This window comes from Paenibacillus sp. FSL R5-0914 (assembly GCF_038004525.1).
Classification (GTDB): Bacteria; Bacillota; Bacilli; order Paenibacillales; family Paenibacillaceae; genus Paenibacillus_AQ.
The window spans coordinates 832,047-857,914 of record NZ_JBBORH010000002.1 but is presented as its reverse complement, the minus strand read 5'-3'; the positions used below and the strand labels follow the sequence as shown (position 1 = coordinate 857,914).

Genomic DNA, 25,868 nt, shown 5'->3' with positions numbered 1-25,868 from the left:
TATGAAATAAGTAGATAAACATTGTGCTCGGCTCAATCTTAATAATTCAACCGAGCACAATATATTAATCTTTTACTAATTCATAAACTTCAAATATTGCAAAAGCTGTTTAATCATCAACGTTGCTTCAGCGCGTGTTGCTGCATCTTGCGGAGCTAATGTTGTTTCTGTTTTTCCTTTGATTAATCCTTTGCTCGCTGCTTCTGTTACCGCATTACTAGCATAATCAGAGATAAGGTCTTGATCAGCAAATGGAGTACGTACTTGAGCTTCCGTTCCATGATCATCTTGAACGAGATGAATAGCTTTCATGATCATGACGATCATTTGTTCTCTCGTAATCATTGTATCCGGGCTGAATTTGCCTTCGCTTACGCCTTGAACTAAGCCTAACTTCGCTGCTGTGTTCACATCCTTCGCGTACCACTTCGTAGTACCAACATCTGTAAATACGTTCGATAATGAATCCGTCGTTAGCCCAAGACCTCTTACCAAAAGCACCGTAAATTGAGCACGAGAAACCTGGCTTGATGGATTGAACGTCCGATCCGTCATTCCGTTAATGATCAGCTTGGAGGCTAAGGTCTCAACATCCTTTTGCGCCCAATGTCCAACCATATCATCGAATGTTTTCTTGTTCTGAACGATGGTGTATAGACCATTTGCTTGACCGAATATTGTGACTTCAGTCCTTCCGTCCTTCACAGTGAACACCGATGGCACGAAGCGCATTTGTCCTGTAACCGGATCGAATATAACAGCGGTCGCAGTCGATGGATCTTGAATAACGCTATCCATATTTATGACACGTGACATAAACGGATTTCCGAAACGTTGAAGCTCTTCCTCTTTATCATTCGATTTTAGAATGACTTTGTACGCAATGATGTCGCTTACTCTTTTCATTCCTTTTTCTACTATGGATTGTTCAAACTTCTGTTCATGCTGTGAAGTCGCATTATCCATTTGAATGATTAAGGTTGCACCCGCAACTTTAGCAGCTTTCTCAAGTTCTTCACGATTCAGATTGGCAAGCGGAAGTTCATAACTTCCTAAATGGTTTCTAAAAGCTATGATTATTTCCTTATTCGTCTTCATGCTGTTGTACAGAACATCAAGCGGCAGATGTACTGCATTCCATGCATTCACTCCTGGAATCTCGATATCGAGATTGGGGGTTCCTGTAGTTTTGTTAAGTGCTTCTAATTTCTTCGCTAAAGCTTCCATATCAATGTTAATGGTCAGGCTCGTTGTTCCATTCTGTGCAGTTTCACTTTGTAGTTCTTTAGTTGTTGGAATATAACGATGTGGATCTTCTTTTGTAGGAGGGATCGTTGGTGTAGGTGATGGCGTTGGTCTGGTTGATGTCGTTGGGTTACCTGGATTTGTTCCTGGATCTGGAGTAGGCTCTGGACTTGAAGTAGGGTCAGGAGTGTCATTTTGACCGCTAATCACAATCTCCTTAAATCCATGAACCGCAGAACCATCCATTGCACTGGCAACCACTTTTACAGTTCCGTTCTTCACAGCTGTCAACAACCCGTTTACATCAATAATTGCTTTATTCGTAGGTGTGCGGCCATCGGCTTCGAATACAGCCCATGTTACAGACTTATTAGTTGCATTGTCAGGTAACACGGTAGCGCCTAATTGAAGGGTTACGTTCTTAGCGGTAATCGTCGACACATTACCTGCGCTTGTGATGTTAATCTTTTCAACATTCACAGGATCAGTGCCTGGATCAATAATGTCCGTTTGACCACTTATGGTAATAACCATGTCCCCTTGAACACCAGAACCATCCACTGCTGTGGCTACCACTTTCACAGTTCCATCTTTCACAGCCGTGAGCAAACCGGATACATCAATGGTTGCAATATCCGTTTCTGTTGTGCCATCTACTCCATATACAGCCCATGTTACCGACTTATTGGTTGCATTGTCAGGTAGCACAGTAGCGCCTAATTGAAGAGTCCCGTTCTTAGCGGTAATCGTTGACACATTTCCTGAGCTTGTGATGGTTATTCTTCCAACATTCACTGGATCAGTACCTGGATCGATAATGTCCGTTTGACCACTAATGCTAATATCCATTTCATCATGAACACCAGAGCCATCCGTTGCTGTGGCTATCACCTTCACAGTTCCATCTTTCACAGCCGTTAGCAAACCGGTTTGATTAATTGTCGCTTTGTCCGTTGCTGTTATGCCATCTACTTCATGCACAGACCATATTACCGACTTTTTCGTTGCATTAGCAGGCAGTACAGTAGCGCCTAATTGGAGAGTTCCGTTCTTAGCAGTAATCACTGATGATTCACTTGTAATCGTGATCGATTGAACCATCTCATGTTTATTGATACTATCTTCCATCACTTGCAACGCAGCAGTTAAGTCACTCGCCGCTTGCTGTAATTGCTGCTGTGTAACAGGTAAGCTATCGCGTACTTTCTTCGCCTGATCAATGGCTTTTTGCAATGTTAGTTTTGAGCCTTCTGGATACTGACCATCTTCAGTCCCTTCTACAGCACCGTCGTGCTTGCTTTGGACTCTTGTAATGAGCGCTTTAAGGGCTTGATAGTCCTCATCCATCTCATTCTTCATAATGTTAATCTCTGCCGCTGAAGCCAATCCACCATGGCCTTCGATAGCAGTAAGTCTCAGGTACCTACTAGCGACCGGAGCGAATTCTGCGATTTTCTCGGTGCTGTCATCATCCCAGCTTCCGCTTGTAAACTGTTTAAATGTTGTTCCGTCTAAACTGGTTGATAATACATAAGAAGTAATATTCCCGTTTTGTTCCCCGTTTTGTCTTGGCAAATACTTTAGTTTAGATATGATTCTCGTATTTCCAAGATCTAGGGTGATCGATTGCGGCAAATCCGCCATAGGATCCCATTCAGTATGCCAGATGGTTGAAGGGTTTCCATCTATGGCATTATCCGCTTCGTTTCCACTGCGATTACTGGTAGATGAAGCTGTCATTTCACTTTGCGGAATATCATTTGGATCTGTAACTGCAGGTGTATAATCATTCGTTCGCGTGACAATAAATCCTTGAGTTGCTTCTACGGAATCCGTACCAGGGATCATGCGATTGAAGTTGATTTTCTTGTCAACATCACTTTCTTTAAAACTATTCCCCGTGACAGTAACAGCTTTAGAGGCATCAAATGTAAGTTCAATACCACCTTGATTTGCAGTATTGTTCGTAAACGTTAACCCGTCTACACTCTTTGCATAAATCTCAGAATTGCCGCCCACCTTGTTAAACTGGTTGCCGTCAATCTCAATATGACTATGCACGGTCTTATCGGGATTCGTCAGGGAAGTATTCGGATCAATACTGATCACCGCGTTACTGTTATTATTAAACCTATTGTTACGGATCAAGACGTCCTTCACCATTCCTGATTCGTACCAGCTACTAGCATCATGTGCGATCAAGATCGCACTCATCTGCATGCCATTAAACGTATTGTTCTCGATTCGAACAGAGCCGCGCGTTGTTACGAGGAGGCCTCTTGTCGGTATCGATTCAAACGTTGAATTCTTAACGGTGACATTCGGCGTCCATGTGGCATTTTCAACGACATACTCATTCGCAGTTATCGAAGAAGGCACCGGTTTATCTAGCGTAAGAACAATTTGAGTATCATTTAGGCGTGTCACATCGGTGACCACTGCACTTTCCTTCGAAAGTAAAGTCGACTTGTTGATATATTCGATCGTATCTCCGACGGCAAATGCATCAAAGCCCCAGCTCTCAGGATGCATAAATTGTACTTTGACCTGATTGGATGACGTTACTTGCACAATTTGCAGATGAGTGCCGTGAATGTTAATCGCATCATCGTGAGCTCCGGAAAAATAAGAGTTTAACACCCGAATCTCACCCTTGCCTCCAGAAACTTGCAGGAAGTCTGCCATTGATGCGTTCGTCCGTCCACTGCCTGTCTTAGGTGCAAAGTTCAAGTTATCGAGCGATACATTTTCACTATATTGGCTGATAATTCCAAGCCCAGGTGCAGCATAGAAGTCAACATCTGACCACGCAATATTCTTGCTTCGATAGATCAACGCACCTTGTTCTCTTCTTGTTGTATCCCGAAACTGAAACGTGTTTCCTACCGACAAATTTGGGCTCTTAGTGAAGTTGAATTGCACCTCACGTTTACCGAGATCCTTCGTGCTTGTTGTGCCGTCTAGAGGATTGGCCACTCTCCATGTCTGTTTCGTAGCTGGGTTATACTCTTGCACAGCGCGTACATTTTGTGTTCCGTTCTCTGTCCAGTTCTCCTCACCGAACCATACTAATTGATTATTCTGAATAGAGTACCATGAATCCGGATGTATACTCGCTTTCATGTAGTTGTTGCCTACTTCAGTAACAGTCATCTCCGATACGACAGGACGATTGAAATCGATGTTAATTCCGTTCACTTTAATATTTGTTGCATGGTCGAATACGATAGGTGTCATCACACCATGGAATAACAAGGTCGAACCATTCCCTCGAATGGTAAGATCATCGATATCCTTGAATATAAGACCTACCTTACGAGTGCTACTAGGTGTCTGTTCTTTTGTGGTTGTATTTGAAATGAAATATTGCACTTGATTTGCGGTTAATGCTTTAAAATGATACGTTTCTGTAGGAAAGTCTAGGATGACAGGCTTCTGCGCCGCTTTGGCAGCCTCGATTGCCGCTCTTACTGCATCACCTGCGTCTTCACCATTATAATTCAGGGTGATTACGCTATGATTAACTCCGTTAATTGTTTCTATAGTCTGTATATAATAATCTTCGGCTTTGTCCACGCTCTTAACTACACGAGACTGAATATCCGCTCGATCAACTGAAATATATGTGTTGTTCGAATTGTCATTCTTTTGATCTGTCACCCGAATTTTGAGTACATGCTCCTGATTCAACATCTCAGAGCTTTCAAAGAGCAGTTGTTGATCTAAACGTGAAGAGGCGTAAGTATCAACCAATTGTTCAGGACCATCATCGATAGAGAATGCAACGATACCCTGATTATTGTTCTTAGCCCCATACAATTGCACTTTAGAGCCATTAAAACGCAAGAACGCATATGAATCCGTCTCGTTTGAATAATGATTGTCACGATTGTATGCCCCGGATTCGAATCCGCTATACTCCCATCCCGAGCCATATACAAACTGGTCATTCCCTGATCCGGTTGCATTGTCGTTCACGGTTCTATCTAATGAAAAAGCAAACTTCTGGTTACTCCCCTTACCGGCTTTATTTTGTACGAATTGTTCACCACTAGAAACACTGTTATTTGGCATGTCGATCACTTTGCCGCTAGCCCGATTTCTCAATTGATAATAGCCATCACCAGCATCTACGACTGACCATTCATCATTGTAGGTTGCATCATCGGTGAATGTGGCTTGAATTATCCCTGCACCATCCGCTGTTGACGCATTCTCTACAGCCAACACTTTTGAACTGCTCATTGAGATAATTTTGTAATAACCCGGGGTTGTCTTCATAAACATCCATTGTTGATTTTGACCCGAACTTTCGGACCATTGTATGATAGCGGCGCCATCTGATTTAGAATCCTCGTTCACGTCCATACGAAGATTGCTGTGTTGGATGGTTAGATTGAACTTTTGCTGATCAAAAAAGTCTCTCACAGGATCGATTCTCACCAATTGCTCATCAGAATCTGTGATTGAAGATTGGATCAACTCTATCCCAGTCCCTGTGCTAGTGTTTGAAGCTGTAATCGCTTTACCACTACCACGATTAACCAACTGAGAATAACCGTTCCCTTTATCAACGAGAAGCCATTCATCATGATAAGAGTTGTCTGAAGTGTAGGTTTGTTGAACGAGCTTTGCACCATCAGACATTGATTCATTTAGCACAGCAATCACTTTACTGCTCAAGCTATTTGTGATTTTGTAGTATCCATCACTTACGCTTTCTGCATACCACTGCTGACTCTGTGATAACGATCCTGCTGTCATTTGAACAACCGCTGCTTGTTCTTGCTCCGATGCCCCTTCAATATCTAGCAAATGACCACTATTTTTCATTGTCATTGTCAACAATTGTCCATCTTGTAAAGGAATTGAACCAATCGTGTAAACGTCTCCAACTTGAGTGTCGAAAGAAATCTGATTGTTATTGTCTACGGAATACTTTACATTTTGTCCCGCTTGATTCATGACAGTTGCTCCAGCTATGCTTGGATAAGAAACAACTGCACGATTGCCTTTATTAGATTTGACACTGATGCTTGTAGCTCTAGCATTGTTCCAATTCACACTAACCTCAAATCCCCCGCGGGCAACCAAGCCCGAATAACTTCCTTTCGGCCATGAAGCAGGGAGCGCTGGCAAAACATCAATATTGTCCAAATGACTTTGTAGCAGCATTTCAGACATGCCGGACGTAGCTCCGAAGTTGCCATCGATTTGGAATGGCGGATGCGTATCGAATAAGTTGTTTAATGTACTTCCAGTAAGCTGACCCTCTAGAATCGTATGTGCATGTGTGCCATCTTGCGCACGAGCCCACATGTTAATTTTGTTAGCTTTGCTCCACCCGGTACCCTCGTCTCCTCGATGCTGCAATGACACTCTGGCAGCTTCCATAAGCTCAGGTGTATTTTTGTTAATTTGCTTGCCTGGATATAAGGCAACTAGTTGGGACAAATGGCGATGCTTGTTATTCGGATCGTCGATGTCCTCTTTCCATTCTTGAATTTGACCGTACTTTCCTATTTTAATTGGAGACACCTGATTTAATTTACTTTGTACTTCCTCACGAAAATCGGAATCGACAGCTAATGTTGTACTTGCCTCCAAGTAGTTAGTAAATAAATCTTGTACAAGCTGCTGGTCATAGGCACATCCTGTACTGATCGTACCTTGCTCTGGTGAGTAACATGGTGTGGATACCAATGTCCCATCCGTATCTTCTACTAAATACTGGGTCCAAAATCGCGTCGTTTCCTTCAATATTGGATAAACACGTGACTTTAGTAGATCGACATCTCCGGAAAATTTATAACTCTCCCAAATGTTATTCGAGATAAAAGCATTGGATGCTGGTGACCAGCCCCAATCAAAATTCCAACCCGGCGCAGTATATCCGAACGGATTGTTTGCCACTCCAATCGACCACGCATTAGTAATGCCATAATATTTTTCGGAAGAAATACGCCCAGGAGTACGCAGCGAATCTATGTAATCGATCAGTGGTGTCATTGTCTCCGAGAGATTCGTTACCATCGCTGGCCAATAGTTCATTTGAATATTGATATTAAAATGATGATCGCTGCTCCAAGGCGCTCTATTAGAATTATTCCACACGCCCTGTAAGTTGGCCGGTAGTGAACCGGGACGAGAAGATGAAATCAACAAATATCGGCCATATTGATAAAATAAAACCTCAAGCGCTTTACTTTTCGTTCCTGCATAGGTGGCTAAGAGCTCGTCTGTCGGAATCGTAGGCTTAGACTCTCCCAAATCTAATTTCATACGATCAAATAATGACTTATAATCTTTCTTATGATTCTCAAGTAATGTTTCGTAAGATTTACTCTCAGCGGCATCCAATATCGCAACTTCCTCATTATGCGGATCAGTGCCTCTATAATTAGGATAGCTGTTGGCATAGTTGGTGCCTAATGATGTAAGGATGGTTAATGAATCTACATTCGCTGCATGGATCTTTCCGTTACCTGATGTTATATTTCCACCTTGATTTAGGACGCGGAAGTTACCTTCATATAGCATATTGTTGTCTAGTACATTACCCCTAATATTAATGTTGTTGCCATTCGCCGTGACGGTCCCTCCCTGAGCACTTGTCGGGCGTACATCCAAGGACAGCTTACCCGGCTGATTGGCTGTCAGGCGAGTAACCATTACTTTATCTGGATAACTGACAAAGTATTCTCGTGTATACTCTACTCCATCCAGCGTGTATTTAACTCGAGATATCGCGTCTTCAAGATCAAGCTCCCGGCGATAATTCTCTACATTGGTTGTTGAGGACTTCTCAAAGTCCAGGTACAAGTCACCAAAGGTTAGATAACTTCCTAAGCCTTCATTCAAGCCTGTAAGATTCTCATCCGCTTCTTTGTGAGCACCATCGATATCCCCCGCGCGGAGTTTAGCTCGGACACTCTCTAAATGATCCGCACCACCCTCACGATTACCGAATGTATATGGGATAGAAGTCGTTGGATCATCCGTGGAAGGCCAAGTATATACAAAAGAAGAACCTGGACCACCGGACCACAACGTTTTCTCATTTAACTGAATGCGTTCTTGCTCGATGCCACCAAAGATCATCCCTCCCATAAGGCCATTGCCAATTGGAAGCGCATCCGTTTCCCAATTTATCGCTGGTTGTCGGTACCATAGGGACAATTTATGTTCCGGTGCATCGGATAATCCAGTGATAGCGCTTACAGGATTTGCTTTAGCTATGGGGATAGATAAAGGATGCTGAATAATTAAGCTCAATGATAAAGCGCTCACAATCAAACGTTTAGCTAAAGATTTGATTTTAAACAAGATCATTCCCTCCTCCTTATATAACTAGTTGATAATTATTGTGCTCGGTTCACAGATCAGTGTGAGCCGAGCACAATTTTTAAACATTTATCTAGTTCATAAACTTCAAGTATTGCAAAATTTGTTTGATCATCACTGCTGCCTCAGCACGTGTGGCTGTATCTTGCGGAGCAAAAGCTGTTTCTGTTTTGCCTTTGATTAATCCTTGGCTTGCTGCTTCTGTTACGGCTTGGGTAGCGTAACCAGAGATACTAGCTTGATCGGCAAATGGAGTGCGCAATTGAGCTTCTGCTCTATCATCTCCTTGAACGAGCTGAATAGCGTTCATGATCATCACGACCATTTGCTCTCTCGTAATCCGTGAATCCGGACTAAATTTCCCTTCACCAACGCCTTGAATCAAACCAAGTTTCGCTGCTGTGTTCACATCCTGTGCATACCACGCAGTTGTATTAACATCTGCAAACACATTCGTTAACGACTCCGTCGATAACCCCAGTCCTCTTACCAGTAGTGCCGCAAATTGAGCACGTGTAACTTGGCCTGCTGGTGCAAACGTCCGATCCGACATTCCGTTAATGATCAGTTTAGAGGCTAAGGTTTCAACATCCTTTTGTGCCCAATGTCCAATCATATCATCGAATGTTTTCTTGTTCTGAACGATGGTGTATAGACCATTTTCATGTCCGAAGATCGAGACTTCAGTCTTGCCGTTCTTCACATTAAACACCGATGGTACGAAACGCATTTGTCCTGTAACCGGATCGAATATAACAGCGGTCGCAGTCGATGGATCTTGAATAACGCCATCCATATTTATGACACGTGTCATAAACGGATTTCCGAAACGTTGAAGCTCTTCTTCTTTATCATTCGATTTAAGAATGACTTTGTACGCGATGATGTCGCTTACTCGTTTCATTCCTTTTTCTACTATGGATTGTTCAAACTTCTGCTCATGCTGTGAAGTCACATTATCCATTCGAATGATTAAGGTTGCACCCGCAACTTTAGCTGCTTTCTCAAGTTCTTCACGATTAAGATTGGCAAGAGGTAGTTCATAACTGCCTAAATGGCTACTTATTGTAATGATTGTGTCCTTATTCGCTTTCATACTGTTGTACAAGACATCCAATGGCAGATTGACTGCATTCCATGAATTCATTCCCGGAATCTCGATGTCAAGATTAGGGGTTCCTGTAGTTTTGTTAAGTGCTTCTAACTTCTTCGCTAAAGCTTCCTTATCGATGTTAATGGTCAGGCTCGTTGTTCCGTTCTGTGCAGTTTCATTTTGTAGTTCTTTACCAGTTGGCACATAACGATGTGGATCTTCTTTTGTAGGAGGGGTCGTTGGTGTAGTTGTAGGACTCGTTGATGTCGTTGGGTTGCCTGGATTTGTTCCTGGGCTTGGAGTAGGCTCTGGGCTGTCATTTTGACCGCTTATCATAATCTCTTTTATTCCGTAAACTGTGGTGTTATCAACGGATGTTGCAACGACTTTCACAACGCCGTTCTTCGCAGCCGTTAACAACCCATTTGTATTGATGATTGCTTTATCCGCTATAGTTTTTCCATCTGCTTCATAGACCGCCCACGTAACGGTTTTGTTCGTAGCATTAGCCGGTTGGACTTCCGCTTGTAACTGCAGAGTTCCTTTCTTCACTTCAATGGACGACGAAACGCTCGTGATTGAGATAGACTGTACTTTAACATGTTGATTCTTTGAAGCCTCTAATACTTGAATTGCTGAATTCAAATCATTTGTTGCTTGTTCTAACTCAGACTGTGTAGCTGAATCATTGTCAAGCACTTGCTGTGCCTCCATGATCGAATCCATCAGTTTCTGTTTCGAACCTATTGCATACTGACCAACAGCCGTTCCTTCCACGACTAAATCATGAATGGCTCGTGCATCTGCGATTCGTGCGGCAAGTTGTGCTCTATTAACATCATCGCTTACGATCACATTCGCAACAGCTGGGATCACTGTGCCGTCTACCGCTCCACTTACGCTAAAGACACCCGCTTCGGCATACTGTGAAGGATCAATTACGTCCCATACAACTGGTTTATTTTGGCTTGTTCCATCGCTGTACACAGCCGTTACAACTGTAGGCAGTACAGGTGGAGTTCCAATCACCGTAGCTACATTGACTGGCATGATATTTGTAATCACTGGTGCAGCTACAGGCTCCCATTTCGCATAGAGAGTAATATCATTTGCCGGAACCGTATCAACAGTAAAATCCCATACTGTATTCAAGGCTGCGTCTTGATACCAATTCACAAATTTAAATCCATCACGAGTCGGTTCTGTAGGCGCAGTAATTTTCGTACCGACTTCAACCCCATACAAGGAAGAAATCGAACTTCCTCCATTACTATTGAAGTTAATAGTCGTACCGGTCTTGAATAGAGAAGTATCCCACTCATCATGCCAACTTACCGCAATTCTGCGATTCTCGTTATCGAGTTCAATCGGAAGCCAAACATATCTGGAATCACTCAAATTACTCGGGTACCAGCGATCGGCCATAAAGATAAATTTATTCGGTACCAGAACACCATTACCATCCCGATAAGGCAGTACAAACGTGCTTTGGCTCCTGAAGGTATTTCTATTGTCATTAACCATAGGATTTCCTTTATTTTCCCACGGTCCAAACATTCCCTCAGTGGAGACGCGGTATTGGGCTTCGTTAGGATCCCAACCGGACAAACCGGACGTAATCATATAATAGACTCCGTCTTGCTTAAAGATCGTTGGTGCTTCTCTCCAATCTTTAAACGCTCTCACATAGTGAGTTCCTTCTAAGGATTCACCCTTCTCATTCTGGGCTGGACCAGTATAATCATCGTTCAACATCATGATTATGGTCGTAGCATTTTCTTCGGAAGAAAAAATCAAGTAGGCTTTGTCATCCGTCGCTTCATTACCATCGTCATCGACATACAAGGTCATATCACGAAGCATTCCTTCATTGCCATGTTCATCACCTACATTTGGCAATCGGGATGAGCCGAGATATTTAAATGGTCCAGTCGGCGAATCACTGACAGCAACACCACCTTCGGCTGTCCAATATTCGCCAGCAATCGGTCCGTCTTGATGCCACCACAACACATAATTGTTGTTCTTCTTGTTGTAGACGACTTTAGGACGCTCGACAACTTTATCCCAGTTGAAATTCTTATACATCTTTTGCTTCTCTTCATTCGAATAATTCGCATACAGCGCATTTAGCTCAGCGATTCGAGCTGGTGAATTATGTTTACTGAGCGTATTGTTTGGTGCTTTCATGTTACCTGTATAATCTTCATCTTTACTTTTAATTTCTACTTTCCTATCCGGATCGTATGGAACCCCGCTATTCTTGTACGTTTCAGAATTTTCATCTAGATATAATGGCAGGTCATTTCCAGCCGGCACTACAGCTTCGCCAAGTTGAGGGTTATTGAAGACAGGCAATACAATGCCTTTATTTTGCCATTTGTACAAATCTTTGGACGAATATGCGTGAACTCCAGTAGGAAGATAACCTTCCGTCTTGTCTTCACCGTACCAGTAATATGTCTTATTCTTCTCGTTGTACAGAATGCCTCCGCCATGTGCTTGAATCGGCACGCCTTCCGTATCCAACCATACTTCACCGCTCTTAATGGAGTTTCTGTTATTTACAGTCAAATAGAGATTGTATAAGTCATTTATCTGTCTGGTGTATTGCGAAATGCTTTCTTCGGTTAAATCACTAAGATCACCGATCGTTGTAATTTGCTTTTCTATCGCAGCTTCCACTTTTGGACTAATGTCTGACAACGTACGCAATTGATCGATTGCTGATTGTAGTTTACTAGTATCAAAAGTCGCTGTTTGTTTCTGACTAACTGCAATTTCTGCAGCGCTGAGTGTGTTACCGTCACCGCCAGTAGTTATAGCCTGAATCGCGATATACCGAGCTTCAACGGATTTGAACGTTGCGGATTGAACACTCGTGCTATAGTCATCAAAAGAGCCATTTGCTGCAAATTTGAAATTCTTGTCCAAATAATCTTGCGTACCGACAGCGTCAGCAGGTAAATCCTTCAGATTCACATCGCTGTAATAGATTTTGAATCGTTTGATGCGGCCGTTTGCCTTGTCTTGTCTTGGTGTAACAAGCACCTTACCAACGTCACGCATGCTCTCACCCAGATCTACAACGATATAATCGCCAGATTTATACTTCACTCCATTCTTGTCCCAGTTCGATTCGAAGTAGGTAGATATGTCGTTATCCACCATTAGATTGGCTGGATTCGCGTAATAAGCTTCTGGTGTATAGAAAAGGCTCATTCCCTTAATATTTGGATCACTGTTTTGAATACTGGATATTTCAGTTAAGATACGGCTGGCAAATTTCGCGATCTCTTCTTGTGTCGCTGTTGCGCTATTTAGCAGAGTACTAGCTCGACTAAGGATCGCGTCCAGATTCTTGAAGTAAGACTCATCTTTCCCAGAATCTGTTTTGAACTTCTCTGCAGCTTGAATTGCGCTGTCTAAGCTGGAGAAATCCACTTTATATCCCTGCTTGTTAAAAATATTGATCTCTGCAGCAGATGCATATTGCTTACCTGCATCGCTTCTCGATTCAAGTGCAGTAAATCTAACATATTTAGCACCCTGAGCATTAAAGGTTGCTGTTTTCTCTGTCTTATCGGCATTCCAAGTTCCTTCTGCAACTACTTTGGTGAATTTATCACCATCGTCACTTACAGAAACTTCGAACTTAGTGACTACACCATTCCAGTCTACATCCTGTCGTGGCAAATATTGAAGTTTATAGATACCGTTATATGCTTTACCGAGATTATAAGTAATGGAATGCGGAAGTGTTGAATAATCGTTGTTATATGCAGTATGCCATTTGGTCCAAAGATCGCCATCAATAGTCTTCTCCGGTCCATCCTCAGATGCGGAATTGTCAGACGCTGCCGTCATCTGGCTTTGTGGGATAAGTCCTTGGCCTAAAACGCTATATTCGACGTTCAGTTTGTAAAGGATTTGTGTGATCTCTTCCTGTGTTGCTAAAGTGTTCTTTTGAACAACTTTGGCTTCAACCACCAACTTTTGCAAATCCGATACATTTACATTTGCGTTATTAGCTGAGATATAGTCTTCTGCTCTAGAAATTGCATTAGCGAGTGAAGTCGTATCCACTGTGAAATTGGACTTTCTCATAATATTTATCTCTGCAGCCGATGCGTACTGTGCTCCAGACCCATTACTTTCATCTACGTTTAACCTTACAAACTTCGCTTTCTGCGTAGAAAACGTTGCAGTTTTTTCGGATTTATCGTTCTTCCAGGTTCCTTTCGCAACCGGTGTGAAGTTATCGCCATCGGAACTAACTTCGATGGTGAACTTCGTTACAATACCGTTCCAATCGTTATCTTGTCTTGGCAAATAACTCAGCTTGTTGACATCTTCATAGTCAGCTCCAAGATCATAGGTAATCGTATGTGGTCCCTCAGCTTTAGGGTCCCACGAAGTGTGCCATTTGGTCCAGTTATCTCCATCCAATGTTCTCTCAGCTTCTTCACCTGACTGAGCGCTACTTGCTGTTGCCGTCATATCACTCTGAGGAATTAGAGAGTCGCTTGTATAGGTAGCGCCATCAATTACGAAGGTTGTGATGGATTTTGCTCCAACAGTCGTTTGCAACATATTATCCAGAACAGGAACTTTAGTCTTCTGTACGACATTCTCTGTCGCGGAAGAAACATAAGGCGTTGCATCTCCAGTGACCGTATCAAACTGTGACAAGTCTAAAGAAATATTTTGACTGGTTACGTTAGGATTTCTATATACAACATGAATTTTGTTAGTTGAAGGATCATAAGCGGCCAACGTGTTATCGTCTGTATCCCCTATGAAGCGTGAACCCTGTGGAATAAATTTGCTAAATTGCTGCATAGCGTAATACTTCTTCGTGTACCACCATTCTTGCGTGTCGAAATCCGCGTGAAGGAGACCCCAGTTACTGTTCTCCTTATCCTTCTGCATGTTCTTCTCGCTTTCAATCGCTTGCCAAGTAATCCAAGCCTTAGGTTCAAGCCAAGTAATGTCCGTCATAATTCTTTCTGCCAATGCTAGTGCTGGTTCGAAATCTTCATGGTCGTGGGCAATCCCGGAAGGACCTAAATCCACTTCAGACATCCATAACGTTTTGTCTGCAGCTTTAGCGGCATCTCTGATCTCAGCTCGCTTTGAACCACCGTAGGAGTGGGTATTCATTTTACCAACATTAGCTTTGGTTGTCTCATCATAAGAGTTCCAGTTACTTACAAAGGTGTCCAGAATAGATTCATCCATGGCAGCAATTTGTATAGATTGTAGATTTGCCGCATCCAATTTAGCACGTGTCGTATTAATGATCTTCATCTGAGAACCAACATCCCAGTGGGAACCTTCCTGTCTCCCGCCGAATCCCCAGTAATTCGTATTAGGTTCATTCATTGGTGATAGATAATTAAAGTCAATATTCCAATTTTCTTTGAAATGCTTCACTACATCAGTTAAATAGGTAGCAAAGTTCTCGTACTCATCCGGCTTCAAGTTGTCTTTCCCCGAATCCCAATGACCAGTCGTACTTCCGCTTTCCGTCATATAATACGGAGCAGAGTTCGAGAACGCTTCCAGAATATTGGCGCCTCGATCTTTAGCTGCCTGCAGCCACCAACGTTGATTAGCATCTTGCGTCCAATCGTATACTCCTGGAGATGGTGAGAAGCCAGGTACTTCCCCCCCTTGACGCATCGTATTGTAGGCAGGATTCTCACCGCCACCTATATTATATCTGGCAATATTAAAGTTTAATCCTTCTGGAGAATATAGTGCATCAGCCATTGCATTTTTGACTTTATCGTTCCAACCACCAGTGATATTACCGAACCAGGCAAGTGAGGTTCCCCATCCCTCCCAAGATTGCTTCATATGGTTTGGATCTAATTTAATCGTAGTATTCGCTGCATCTACCTTCTGACCTGTTAAACCCATAAACATAGGTGCGACTAAAGAAATAGAAAGAAAAGACATGGTCAACCTTCGTTTAACTGTAGTAATCATCCAGATTACCCCCTTCTCATAAAAATAATCATAGAAACCACTTCTTTACTATCTTCCGATCAACATTGCAAACTATTTTTTAGATTACAAACACCTCCTTCATAAAATGTAAACGATTACAAATATGTATAAATAAACTATTACATCATTCACAAATAGGATTTGGTTGCCCCAACCTTATCCATTGAGGCAACTGCTATCCGGCTCTAATTATGCTCTGCGAATTGTAAATTCAAAATCCAAATCTATTGATGGATCAATTAAATATTCATCAAGAACTGGTGCTCCCCAGCTGTCATCCCCGCCAACGCCCATTTGACGACCGGCAATCGTAACAACGGTATGATGAATGTTCGGTAGCTCATAATGATGCGTCGCATTCTCCAGCTCCATTGCCGAATATGGCGATATGTTGGCTTCAACAGGGGCTGAGACTGGTGAGGATATAATAATCCCTTGACCAAGATCGTTGGTTACGGATACTTCGCGCACACCTGTACGGTTGCCCGATTCCTGCGGTACCAAATAGGACGATACATTGTCCACCGCATGATTCTGAAAGCGACACAATCTCGCGCCAAACGAACGGTCAATATAATTTTCTTCTGGCCCATTCGCATACCAATTCAGCTGGTAATAATCCGCTGGCACCTTGAAGGTTAAAGCGAAGAGGGGAAACTTCGGTAAACCCGGCTCTCCATGGTAGCTTGATTTTACCTTTATGCTCCCATCGGAGAACACCGTGTAAGTTACACTTACTCGTACTCCTTCTGACACACTCAGTTTATACACATAAGTCACAGTCGCTCGGTCTTCTTCTTCCATAAGCTCGAAGCTTAAGGTTCTTCGGCTCAAGCTTGCAGCATACCAAATGGAAGAGTCGAAATGCATTCCCGCCCCCTTGTCGTTGTCTGTCATCGCTCTCCAGAAGAGCGGTGCCGGCGGCGAAGAGATCATTTCCCGTCCCGAATATTTGACGGATATTAGTGTACCAGCCTGCTTCGAGAACATTACAGAGAAGTCACGACCGTGAACGCCAATATTTACATCCCCTTCAACTACGCGAAAATCATTTACATTAGTGCTTACCTTAGGCTGTGTTGTAACCTCATCTTCTGACTTGTTCTCCACTTGAAATACATACTGTCCAAAAGCGATTTCATAACCAGCGCTTGCCCATAACGAATCTTCTTTGAGCACAAGAGAAACATCTAAACTATACTCACCAGACAGGTTAGTCTCTGGTAAATCAAGTTCTACATATCTTTCTTCTCCGGGTTTAACCTGGGCGAATACAATGCCACGATGAAATTCTTTGCCCTCATAATTCAGACAATAGTTCAATTTATAAGTATCCAAGCCAACAAATAAATTCTCATTTCTGATGGTAACCCCATAGCAATCAGGGGAAAGTTTGACGTTCTGATATAGAAATTTCACTTCCTGCATTTTCGGAGACCATCTGCGATCCGCATACACAATTCCGTTTCCGGAGAAGTTGTAATCGGTTGAACGGTCATCGAAGTCTCCACCATAAGCCATATAAGGTTTGCCATATCGATCATTTTTTACGATGACCTGATCCATGAAATCCCAGATAAATCCACCTTGATACATTGGATACTTCTGCTCTAGCTCTGTGTATTTATGCAATCCTCCAACGGAATTCCCCATCGCATGCATGTATTCGCAGCTAATATATGGCTTTAATGGATTCTCTTTTAGATACATTTCGATATCTGCTGCTTTCGCATACATCCGGCTTTCCATATCACTCGCATCATCATAATCCCGGTTATGGAACACCCCTTCGTAATGAACCAGACGCGTAGAATCCTTCTCACGAAAATAATTCGCAACGTTCCGAATGACTTCTCCGGCAAAAGACTCGTTGCCACAGGACCAAATCAGAATCGATGGATGGTTCTTGTCTCTCTCCACCATGGAAATCGCACGATCCATTACGATATCCTGCCATTCAGGCTTACTGCCCGGTATGTTCCAAGACGGTTCTACAACACCCATTTTTTGCCATGATCCATGCGACTCTAAATTCATCTCGTCAATAACATACACACCGTATTCATCACACAGCTCATACCAGAGTGTTTCATTCGGATAGTGCGACGTCCGTACAGCGTTGATATTCGCCTGTTTCAAAGTCTTTATATCCCACAGCATATCTTCTTTCGTAATACTGCGTCCGAAGCGCGAATTAAACTCGTGCCGGTTGACACCTTTGAATACAATACGTTTACCATTTAAGTGCATAATCTTATCGATCATCTCGAATTTTCGAAATCCAACCTTTTGCGGCACGACTTCCACAAGATCCCCGGATGCGTTGAAGACAGATACGTAAAGGGTATACAAATTAGGATCTTCTGCGCTCCACAGATGAACCTTTGATGCCTCAAGCGTAAGCGAAACGGAATCTCCTGAAACTCCAGTCTCACTACGAACTACAAGATTACCTGCCTTATCCTTAAGTTCAAGGACCACTTTCGAAGCAGGCTTACCCATCAACTGCAATACAGCCGTTAGCGTTCCCTGCTCAAACTTCTCATCCAGATCGGTCTGAACGTGGAGATCCCTCACGTGAACATCAGGCACAGTATATAGATACACATCGCGAAAGATTCCGGAGAAGCGCCAGAAATCCTGATCCTCCAACCAACTTCCGGTACTGCGCTGATAGACCTCAACCGCCAGCTTATTCTCACCTGCCGTCAAGTACGGTGTCAGATCAAATTCACTCGGCGTAAAGCTATCCTCGCTATAGCCAATAAACTCCCCATTTAGCCAGATATAAAAAGCGGATTCAACTCCCTGAAAAGAGATATACAGTGGACGTTGTTCCCAGCCTACAGGCACTTCAAAATATTTAACATAGCTGCCTACAGGATTGTGATCCTCAGATATCATCGGAGGTCTAAGATGCTCATGACCATCCCATGGATACATCGTATTCACGTACTGAGGCTGCCCAAAACCCTGAAGCTGGATATGTCCAGGAACCTCAATATCATCCCACCCTCTACAGGACACGTTCTCCTTATAAAAATGCGCCTGTCGTTCCATAGCATTGTGGGCGTAGCTAAATTTCCAGCTTCCGTTCAGGCTATGGCGCCAACGCATATCTCCAAGCCCTTCGGCTTCAAATTTCGTCTCGTAATACCGATGATCGGAGTGCGCGTGTATTCTGCCTACTGCATAAATGGAAGGGTCTGACAACCATTCCAAACTTGGAGATACGCCCCGTTCAACCTGCTGCTTCATCTAATTTTCCTCCTTCTGCTTTAAAATGATAGCTTTCTTATTTAACTGAACCCGTCATACCAGCTACAAATTGCTTTTGCATCATGAAGAATACAAGGGCAGTCGGCAGAGTCGTAATGACAATCGCGGACATAATCAGACCATAGTCAGGCGCATAACCCGATCCGAGATTCGATATTAGCAATGGCACGGTCATATTTTCTGGTGATTGCAATACGATCAAAGGCCATAAATAGTTGTTCCAGCTGTTAAGGAAGGTGATAATCGCCGCGGCAGCATAAGTTGATTTCATCGTTGGCATATATATGCGGAAGAATAAACCAAATTCCGAAAGACCATCGATGCGACCGGCTTCCATCATTTCTTTAGGAAACATTTTTGTATTTTGACGAAAGAAGAAAATTAAGAATGCTGTTGTAAATGTCGGCATAATAACTGCTGCTGCTGTATCGATACCAAGGAACGGCACAACACTCGATACTTTTGCAAACATTTGAAATAGAGGTACCATGATTGCCGCGAACGGAATCATCATAGAGGCTAGTAAGATATTAAATACGATATCTTTACCACGGCTGCGGTACATTTCAAAACCATATCCAGCCGCCGATGCTACCAATAGTGAAAGTAAAGTAGTAACAACAGAGATTTTTGCAGAGTTCCAAAGAGCCTGCCACATATCCACTGAACTAAAGAGATTGTCTATATTCTTAAAGAGATGCGTACCAGGAAGTAATGTCCCTTTTGTTACATCAACCGACTGATTTGTGGCACTAATAACCATCCAGATAAATGGAAAGATAGAGATCAGCGCAGCGATGACTAGAAACAGGTAAGTAAACATGCGTTTAGTTTTCATTATCTCTTGTCTCCTCCTACTTTGTTCTGAATCAGCGTCAGAATGAGTACCATTACAACAATCGAGTAGGAGACGGTTGCAGCGTATCCAAAGTCAGGTGTGTATTCAAAAGAAAGGTTGTAAATATATTGGGAAATCGACATGGTTGCATTGCCGGGTCCACCTTTCGTGATGTTAACCACCTCATCAAACAACTGAAGTGTTCCAATGGTCGATGTTATCGTCGTAAACAAGATAATCGGTTTCAATAGAGGAATTGTGATTTTGAAAAATTGAGTAAATGCACTAGCGCCATCTATGTGAGCAGCTTCATAAATAGATTTGTCTACATTTTGCAGGGATGATAAATAGAAAATCATATTATAGCCAGTAAAGCGCCAGGTGATAGCAATGATGATCGTAACTTTGGCCCAGAAGGGGTCAGTAATCCATTGAATCGGTTCGCTGATTAGATGAAGATTCACCAGAAATTTGTTAATGATCCCTTCGGCTCCAAACATGTACTTGAAAACAACGGAATACGCTACAAGTGAGGTTACCGTCGGCAGAAATATAGCCGTTCTGAAAAAACCCTTAAATTTCAGTCTATCGTCATTTAGCAGGACGGCGATAAAGAGCGCCAGTACCAGCATGACTGGAACCTGAATAATCAAATAAATAAATGTATTTTTGACGGCAGTAAGAAAAGTAGTATCGCTAAACAAGCGAATATAGTTATCTAGTCCGGTAAACTGAAGATTGTTGCCTCTACCCGTCTTAAAGGATAGAATTAACGCTTGGATCATTGGATAAAAATAGAAAATACTGATCATAATGACCGGCACAAGGACGAATAACCAACCCGTCAGACGGATCTGCCGTGACCCTTTAGAGCTCTTATGTTTTTGCGGGCTTAGCCCTGTCTTTATAGTTTCCACTCCACTCCGCACCCTTCTGTCTTATATATTAGAGATGAAAGCCCCTGCTACCTATCCTTCTGTATAAATCCAATTTACAGGAGAAGAAGGAGCAAGGGCATCGGTTGTACAGCCTAAGTGCGATTAGCGAATTTGAGTATCCGCTTGCTTCTGCGCATCTTTCAAAACAGTATCTACATCTTTGCCACCTAGATAAGATTGTACTGCTACAACCATAATGTCCTCGATTGCGTAAGTGTTCATGCCATAGTTGACGTTAGGAATTTGCTCGGTCCATGCTGCAAAGTCTGATACGACCTTTTGGCCTTTGAAAAATTCATCCGCAGCTGAGTAAGCTTCACCGCTCGCCGCAGCTTTCAAGGTGCCGATAACACCAACTTTTGTATTCAACGTCTGATACAGTTCAGCATCAGAGGCAAAAGTCTTAGATAGGAACTCAGCTGCTGCTTCTTTACCATCTACATTCATTACGTACCAGGAACTACCTCCAAGGTTGGAAGCGTGAACAGAGCCTTCTGTTGCTCCTAACTTAGGTAGTGGAGCTACTGCCCATTTACCAGATTGAGAAGCTTCTGCTTTAATCGAAGGTGTAATCCAGTTACCTGTAGGTACACTAGCCACTTCACCACCATTGAATGCACCTACAAACTGACTCCAGTCTGAAATTACTTTTACGATACCGGAATCCATCATTTCTTTGTACATTACAAGCGCCTCTTTCAAAGCAGGGTTGCTTTCTATAGTCGGAGTCTGACCATCATCTCCGGTATACCATGCGCCCGCCGATTGGATCATCACTCGGATAAGTCCTAGATCGTTCGGATCAAGTGTTAGCATGCTTTTGCCGGTTTTCTCTTTTACAGCTTTACCGATCTCGATATATTGCTTCCAGTCGATATCCTGTAATGCATCCAGGCTGTAGCCTGCTTGCTCGAGATAGTCTGTCCGTACATACATTCCAGTTACGCCAGAGTCAAACGGAACACCGTATTGTTTGCCGTCAACACTGGTAGGGCCAATCTTATAATCCGCAAAGTCAGCAGCCTTTACAACATCCGTCAATTCATAAAAAGAATCTGGATAAGCTTGTAAGAAGCTCTGTGCACGATAATCTTCGATCAACACAATGTTAGGAAGACCCTTCGTGGAACCAGAGTTTAGCCCCGTATTCAGCTTTTGAACGATATCAGCTTGCGCGTTCTCAACGACATTAACCGTTACGTCCGGATTAACTTTCGCATAAGCATCTTTGGCAACATTCATAGCGGCAATGTTAAACGCCGGATCCCAAGCCCAAACTGTAATCTCTTTTGGCTTGCTGCTACCTTCGGCACCGGAGTTACCAGAGTTGCTCGTTTCATTTTTCGTTCCACCTGTGGAACATGCCGACAGTAGAACCACACTAGCTAGCATTACGGATAATAATTTTTTCACTACGTAAACCCCCTTGATAGTCTGAAAAATAATAAAGATGGAAGCGTTTTCTCTGCTACGCCTCCATCTTATCATTTTGTATTCGTTTTCTTTGGCAGTATCTTTGTTAGGTTTGGTGATATTATTGGGTCCTATTTTGATTCTCATATCGACTCTGGTACTATTTTTAGATTCATGTAAAATTTTTAGTTTTTTAACAATGGAAGCGTAACAACGATTTGTGTACCTTCATTCCGTTTGCTTGTAATATTAATCCCGTATCTCTCACCGTATAACAATTTGATTCTGTCATCCACATTCCGTATACCGATCCCGGAGAACAGTTGGCGTTTGTGCTTCGAAGCTGGTAGCTGCTCCTCTTCCAGCAAATTCGGGTCAAGATCCATTCCATCACCGTTATCTACAACTTCACATACTAGTTGCTCTTCCTGCACGGAAATCATGATGAGAATTCTTCCCTCATCTTTAAGGTTGAATGCATGAAAGAATGCATTTTCGATAAAAGGTTGAAGAATTAGCTTCGGCATATGATAATCCAAGCTCTCTGGCTCCACAAAGTAATTCACACGGATCTTCTCACCATATCTCACGTGATTGATATACACATAATGCTTCAACGACTCCAATTCTTGACTAACAGGAATGGTAGAATGAACATCGCTTACTGTATTTTGCAGGAGTGAGATTAGTGAATTTATCGTTCCAGCTGCTTTTTCCTTATTGCCCTGCTGCACCAGAAATTTGATAGAAGCCAGCGTATTATATAAAAAATGTGGGTTAATCTGCATTTGGAGTGCCGCCAGCTCCGCATTACGTTGTTGCTTTTGAGTCTCCATCAGCTTATCAACATAATCATGAAGTGAATCAAGCATAAAATTGAAGGCGTTACCTAACTCCTTAACTTCATAACTACTATTAGTGACATCTACATGATTATCGAAATCACCTGTAGGAATACTCGACATCTGTTTAACGAGTACACGCAAGGACTTCGTCATTTTTCGGGTAATCAAAAAAACAATAATGAGCGATATTGCCACGATAGCCATGATTGTCAGTGTCACCGCTTTGGCATTCACCATCTGTCCGGTCACGGCGTTCTTATCTATCAGGTTCACCATATAAAAATCAAATTCAGGTAAGTATTCCGAGAAAACAATTCGTTCATTCCCCATCACATAGGTAGAATCGCCATTTTTACCTCCATCCTCTACTTCTTGCAGCAGCTTTTTATCGCGGAGCCCAATCATTTCTGTCTTGCTGCTGGATACAATTAATCCCTTCTTATTCAGCAACACAACGTCATTACCCTCACTCGTAAAGTTAGCATAAAAGGGCTTGAAATCTCGATCACGAATGGCAACGTACATGGTGCCATAAATTCTTCCGGTCGAATGATCAAATAAAGCTTTGGAAGCTACCAGCATAGGCTCTTTCACGTTCTCTTTATTTTCCCTTAGATCGAGCTGATACAGGATTTGATCAGGATGGGATATGGTTTCCTTCGTTATTGGGTGAGCCATTAGTTCATCTGCGGAAATGTCCCAATACCATGGATCTGTTGAATAACTCCTGCCATTTACACCCACGATCATGATACCAACATCAACGGCGCTGAGGTTAGAGCGGATTGCCCGCATGCCCTCTGTCATGTGATATGTTTTGATCGCAAGATTCACTGCATCCGTCTCTCCGCTAGATAAATAATTCCGGATAGCTTCATTTTGAGCCATCATAGTAGCACCGGTAGCAATAATGTTGTTATACGATTCCAGGTTTGACTTCATCTGATTCAGCAGTTTGCCGTTTGTAATACTAAAGGTCTGTAAAAATAATTTCTCCGACATACTAATTGTAATAGCCAGCGTCAAGAGTGATACAGTTACGATGCTAATTAGGGTCACGAGAAACAGCTTGAGGAATAAGCCCTGCTTTCTAATATTGTTAATGAAATTTCCAATCATGGCTGCTCTACGTCCCGTCTCCGGTACCGGCTTGGAGAAATGCCAGTCTGCTTTTTAAATACCTTGGTGAAATAACTCTGATCTGAATATCCCACGCTTGCGCTAATATCAGAAATTGATTTTTCTGTTGTCTCGAGCAATTCCATAGCTTTTTCCAAACGGACTTTATTCAGGTACTCACTAAAGCCTTCTCCATTATGGGCAGTAAAATAACTCGATAAATAAGAAGCATTGAAGTGGAACTGTCTAGCTACCCCTGTCAGTGTGATCGGATCTGCATAATGATTCTGAATATATTCGAGTAGCTTTGTCATATTGGGGTTAACCGATGAATTCGTCTCACCAATCGTGCGCTCAACTTCTCGAATGAATGCTTCGGTAACAGCAATAGCATCACTTGCATACATCGCTTCATCTATTTTTCGGAAGTAGTCGTATTTGGTCTCCTCCAGACCTCCGATCTCACACTTCATTTTTCCAAGCGTGGTCGCTACGTTAAATATAAAGTTGCCCAATAGCGATTTAAATTCGAAAATATCAATGCGATAATCCATTGAACGCAGATGGACATATTCAAGAAACTCTGTAAATGCCTTCTGGAATTGCTTACGTCTCAACTGGTCCATTAATTCTCCCATATCAATTTCCTGATATGCTCCCGGAAGACCCGGCAAGTGATCATTCTCAATCAGACTTCGTTCTGGCAAGTAGAAACTGTATCGTGTAAGCTTCAAGTAATTGTCTCGATAAATCTCACCAAGTCTCTCAAAGTGCGCAAAGCTCTGACTGATAATAAAATGTGTTTCTCTCACACGATGTTCTATTTCTGAGATCAGATAACGGAGTTCAATCACAAGCTCGTCCCAATGTTCTGGATTAACGTTAAGCAAATAAATGACCGAGTCGTTAACAAACTTTAACCGAATAAACACAACATCGTCCAAAGCTAACTTTTGAATTCCTCTTTCGATTTCATTTGCGAACGTTAACTTATCACCAGAATCTTTAATATGCTTCATATCTGCTCCGAAAATTGCGAATTGTGCGTGTGGAAACTTGGAATGAAGCAAAGCAGGTTCTAGCACTGACTCATAACCCGTCATGAGCTTCTCGATCGCGAACAAAAGCTGCTTTTCCTCTGGATCTGCCCCTGGGTCGCTTATCTTCATCCCTGCCATCTTAGCTGTAGTTTTATTTAGGATGGACAACAGATAATCGGCTTCCAGCTTTGGCTTAAGGATATAATCTGCTACCCCACTCTGAAATGTGGAACGGACATAATCGTATTCACTGAAGCTGCTTAAGACGATTACTTCAATGTGTGGGTACTTCTCCTTAACGATCTTGACTAGCTTCTCCCCGCCCATTATTGGCATTACGATATCCGTAATAATAATATGAGGATTCAGCTCATCCATCATACTCAGTGCTTCAACACCGTTAGAGGCCTCTCCGACGATTCGATACCCTTCTTGTTCCCACTCCAAAAGATGTTTAATTCCCTGTCTAACCAGCATCTCGTCATCCACAATCATAATCTTAAATATTGGTTTCATATCTGCCCCCTTGCAGCTGTTCAACCTGTTATTATGTTCATTCACTGATTGGACAAATTTAAAAAGTCATACAAATGACCAGAACGCCATTCCTTCATACTATCGAAGCATTGGATGTAACCGTTTTCTATTTATCTGTTACAGTTCAATCCATCCGACTCGGAGCGACCTTCTATACAAATA

General features: G+C 42.5%; 8 protein-coding genes. All 8 read right to left on the bottom strand.

Translation table 11 applies throughout. The annotated features are described in order from the left end of the window. Positions 1–75: 75 nt before the first annotated feature. The 8 genes from MKX60_RS20005 to MKX60_RS19970 all read right to left on the bottom strand — a co-directional run bounded on the left by MKX60_RS20005 (position 76) and on the right by MKX60_RS19970 (position 25,685). Positions 76–8,571 carry a glycosyl hydrolase family 95 catalytic domain-containing protein gene (locus MKX60_RS20005; protein WP_341060763.1) on the bottom strand — a complete coding sequence of 2,832 codons (8,496 nt, stop codon included), beginning with the start codon at positions 8,569–8,571 and terminating at the stop codon, positions 76–78. Between the two features lie 91 nt (positions 8,572–8,662). After that, positions 8,663–15,676 (bottom strand): discoidin domain-containing protein, encoded by a 7,014-nt coding sequence (locus tag MKX60_RS20000; protein ID WP_341060762.1) that lies wholly within the window; start codon positions 15,674–15,676, stop codon positions 8,663–8,665. Between the two features lie 210 nt (positions 15,677–15,886). Then, complete coding sequence (locus MKX60_RS19995) at positions 15,887–18,955, bottom strand: glycoside hydrolase family 2 TIM barrel-domain containing protein (RefSeq protein WP_341060761.1); 3,069 nt, start codon at positions 18,953–18,955, stop codon at positions 15,887–15,889. A gap of 37 nt (positions 18,956–18,992) precedes the next feature. Beyond that, a complete protein-coding gene (locus MKX60_RS19990) occupies positions 18,993–19,814 on the bottom strand; it encodes a carbohydrate ABC transporter permease (RefSeq protein ID WP_042188171.1) in 822 nt (273 codons plus the stop codon). Continuing rightward, the gene (locus tag MKX60_RS19985) at positions 19,814–20,626 is read right to left on the bottom strand and encodes a carbohydrate ABC transporter permease (RefSeq protein ID WP_371915743.1); all 813 of its coding nucleotides are present in this window, start codon (positions 20,624–20,626) and stop codon (positions 19,814–19,816) included. The genes MKX60_RS19990 and MKX60_RS19985 overlap by 1 nt, the downstream gene beginning before the upstream one ends. A gap of 228 nt (positions 20,627–20,854) precedes the next feature. Beyond that, on the bottom strand, positions 20,855–22,165 hold the full coding sequence (locus MKX60_RS19980) for an ABC transporter substrate-binding protein (RefSeq protein WP_042188169.1): 1,311 nt from the start codon (positions 22,163–22,165) through the stop codon (positions 20,855–20,857). Positions 22,166–22,350: 185 nt separating this feature from the next. Beyond that, complete coding sequence (locus tag MKX60_RS19975; protein WP_149644523.1) at positions 22,351–24,129, bottom strand: sensor histidine kinase; 1,779 nt, start codon at positions 24,127–24,129, stop codon at positions 22,351–22,353. Next, a complete protein-coding gene (locus MKX60_RS19970) occupies positions 24,126–25,685 on the bottom strand; it encodes a response regulator transcription factor (RefSeq protein ID WP_341060760.1) in 1,560 nt (519 codons plus the stop codon). The genes MKX60_RS19975 and MKX60_RS19970 overlap by 4 nt, the downstream gene beginning before the upstream one ends. Positions 25,686–25,868: the final 183 nt, after the last annotated feature.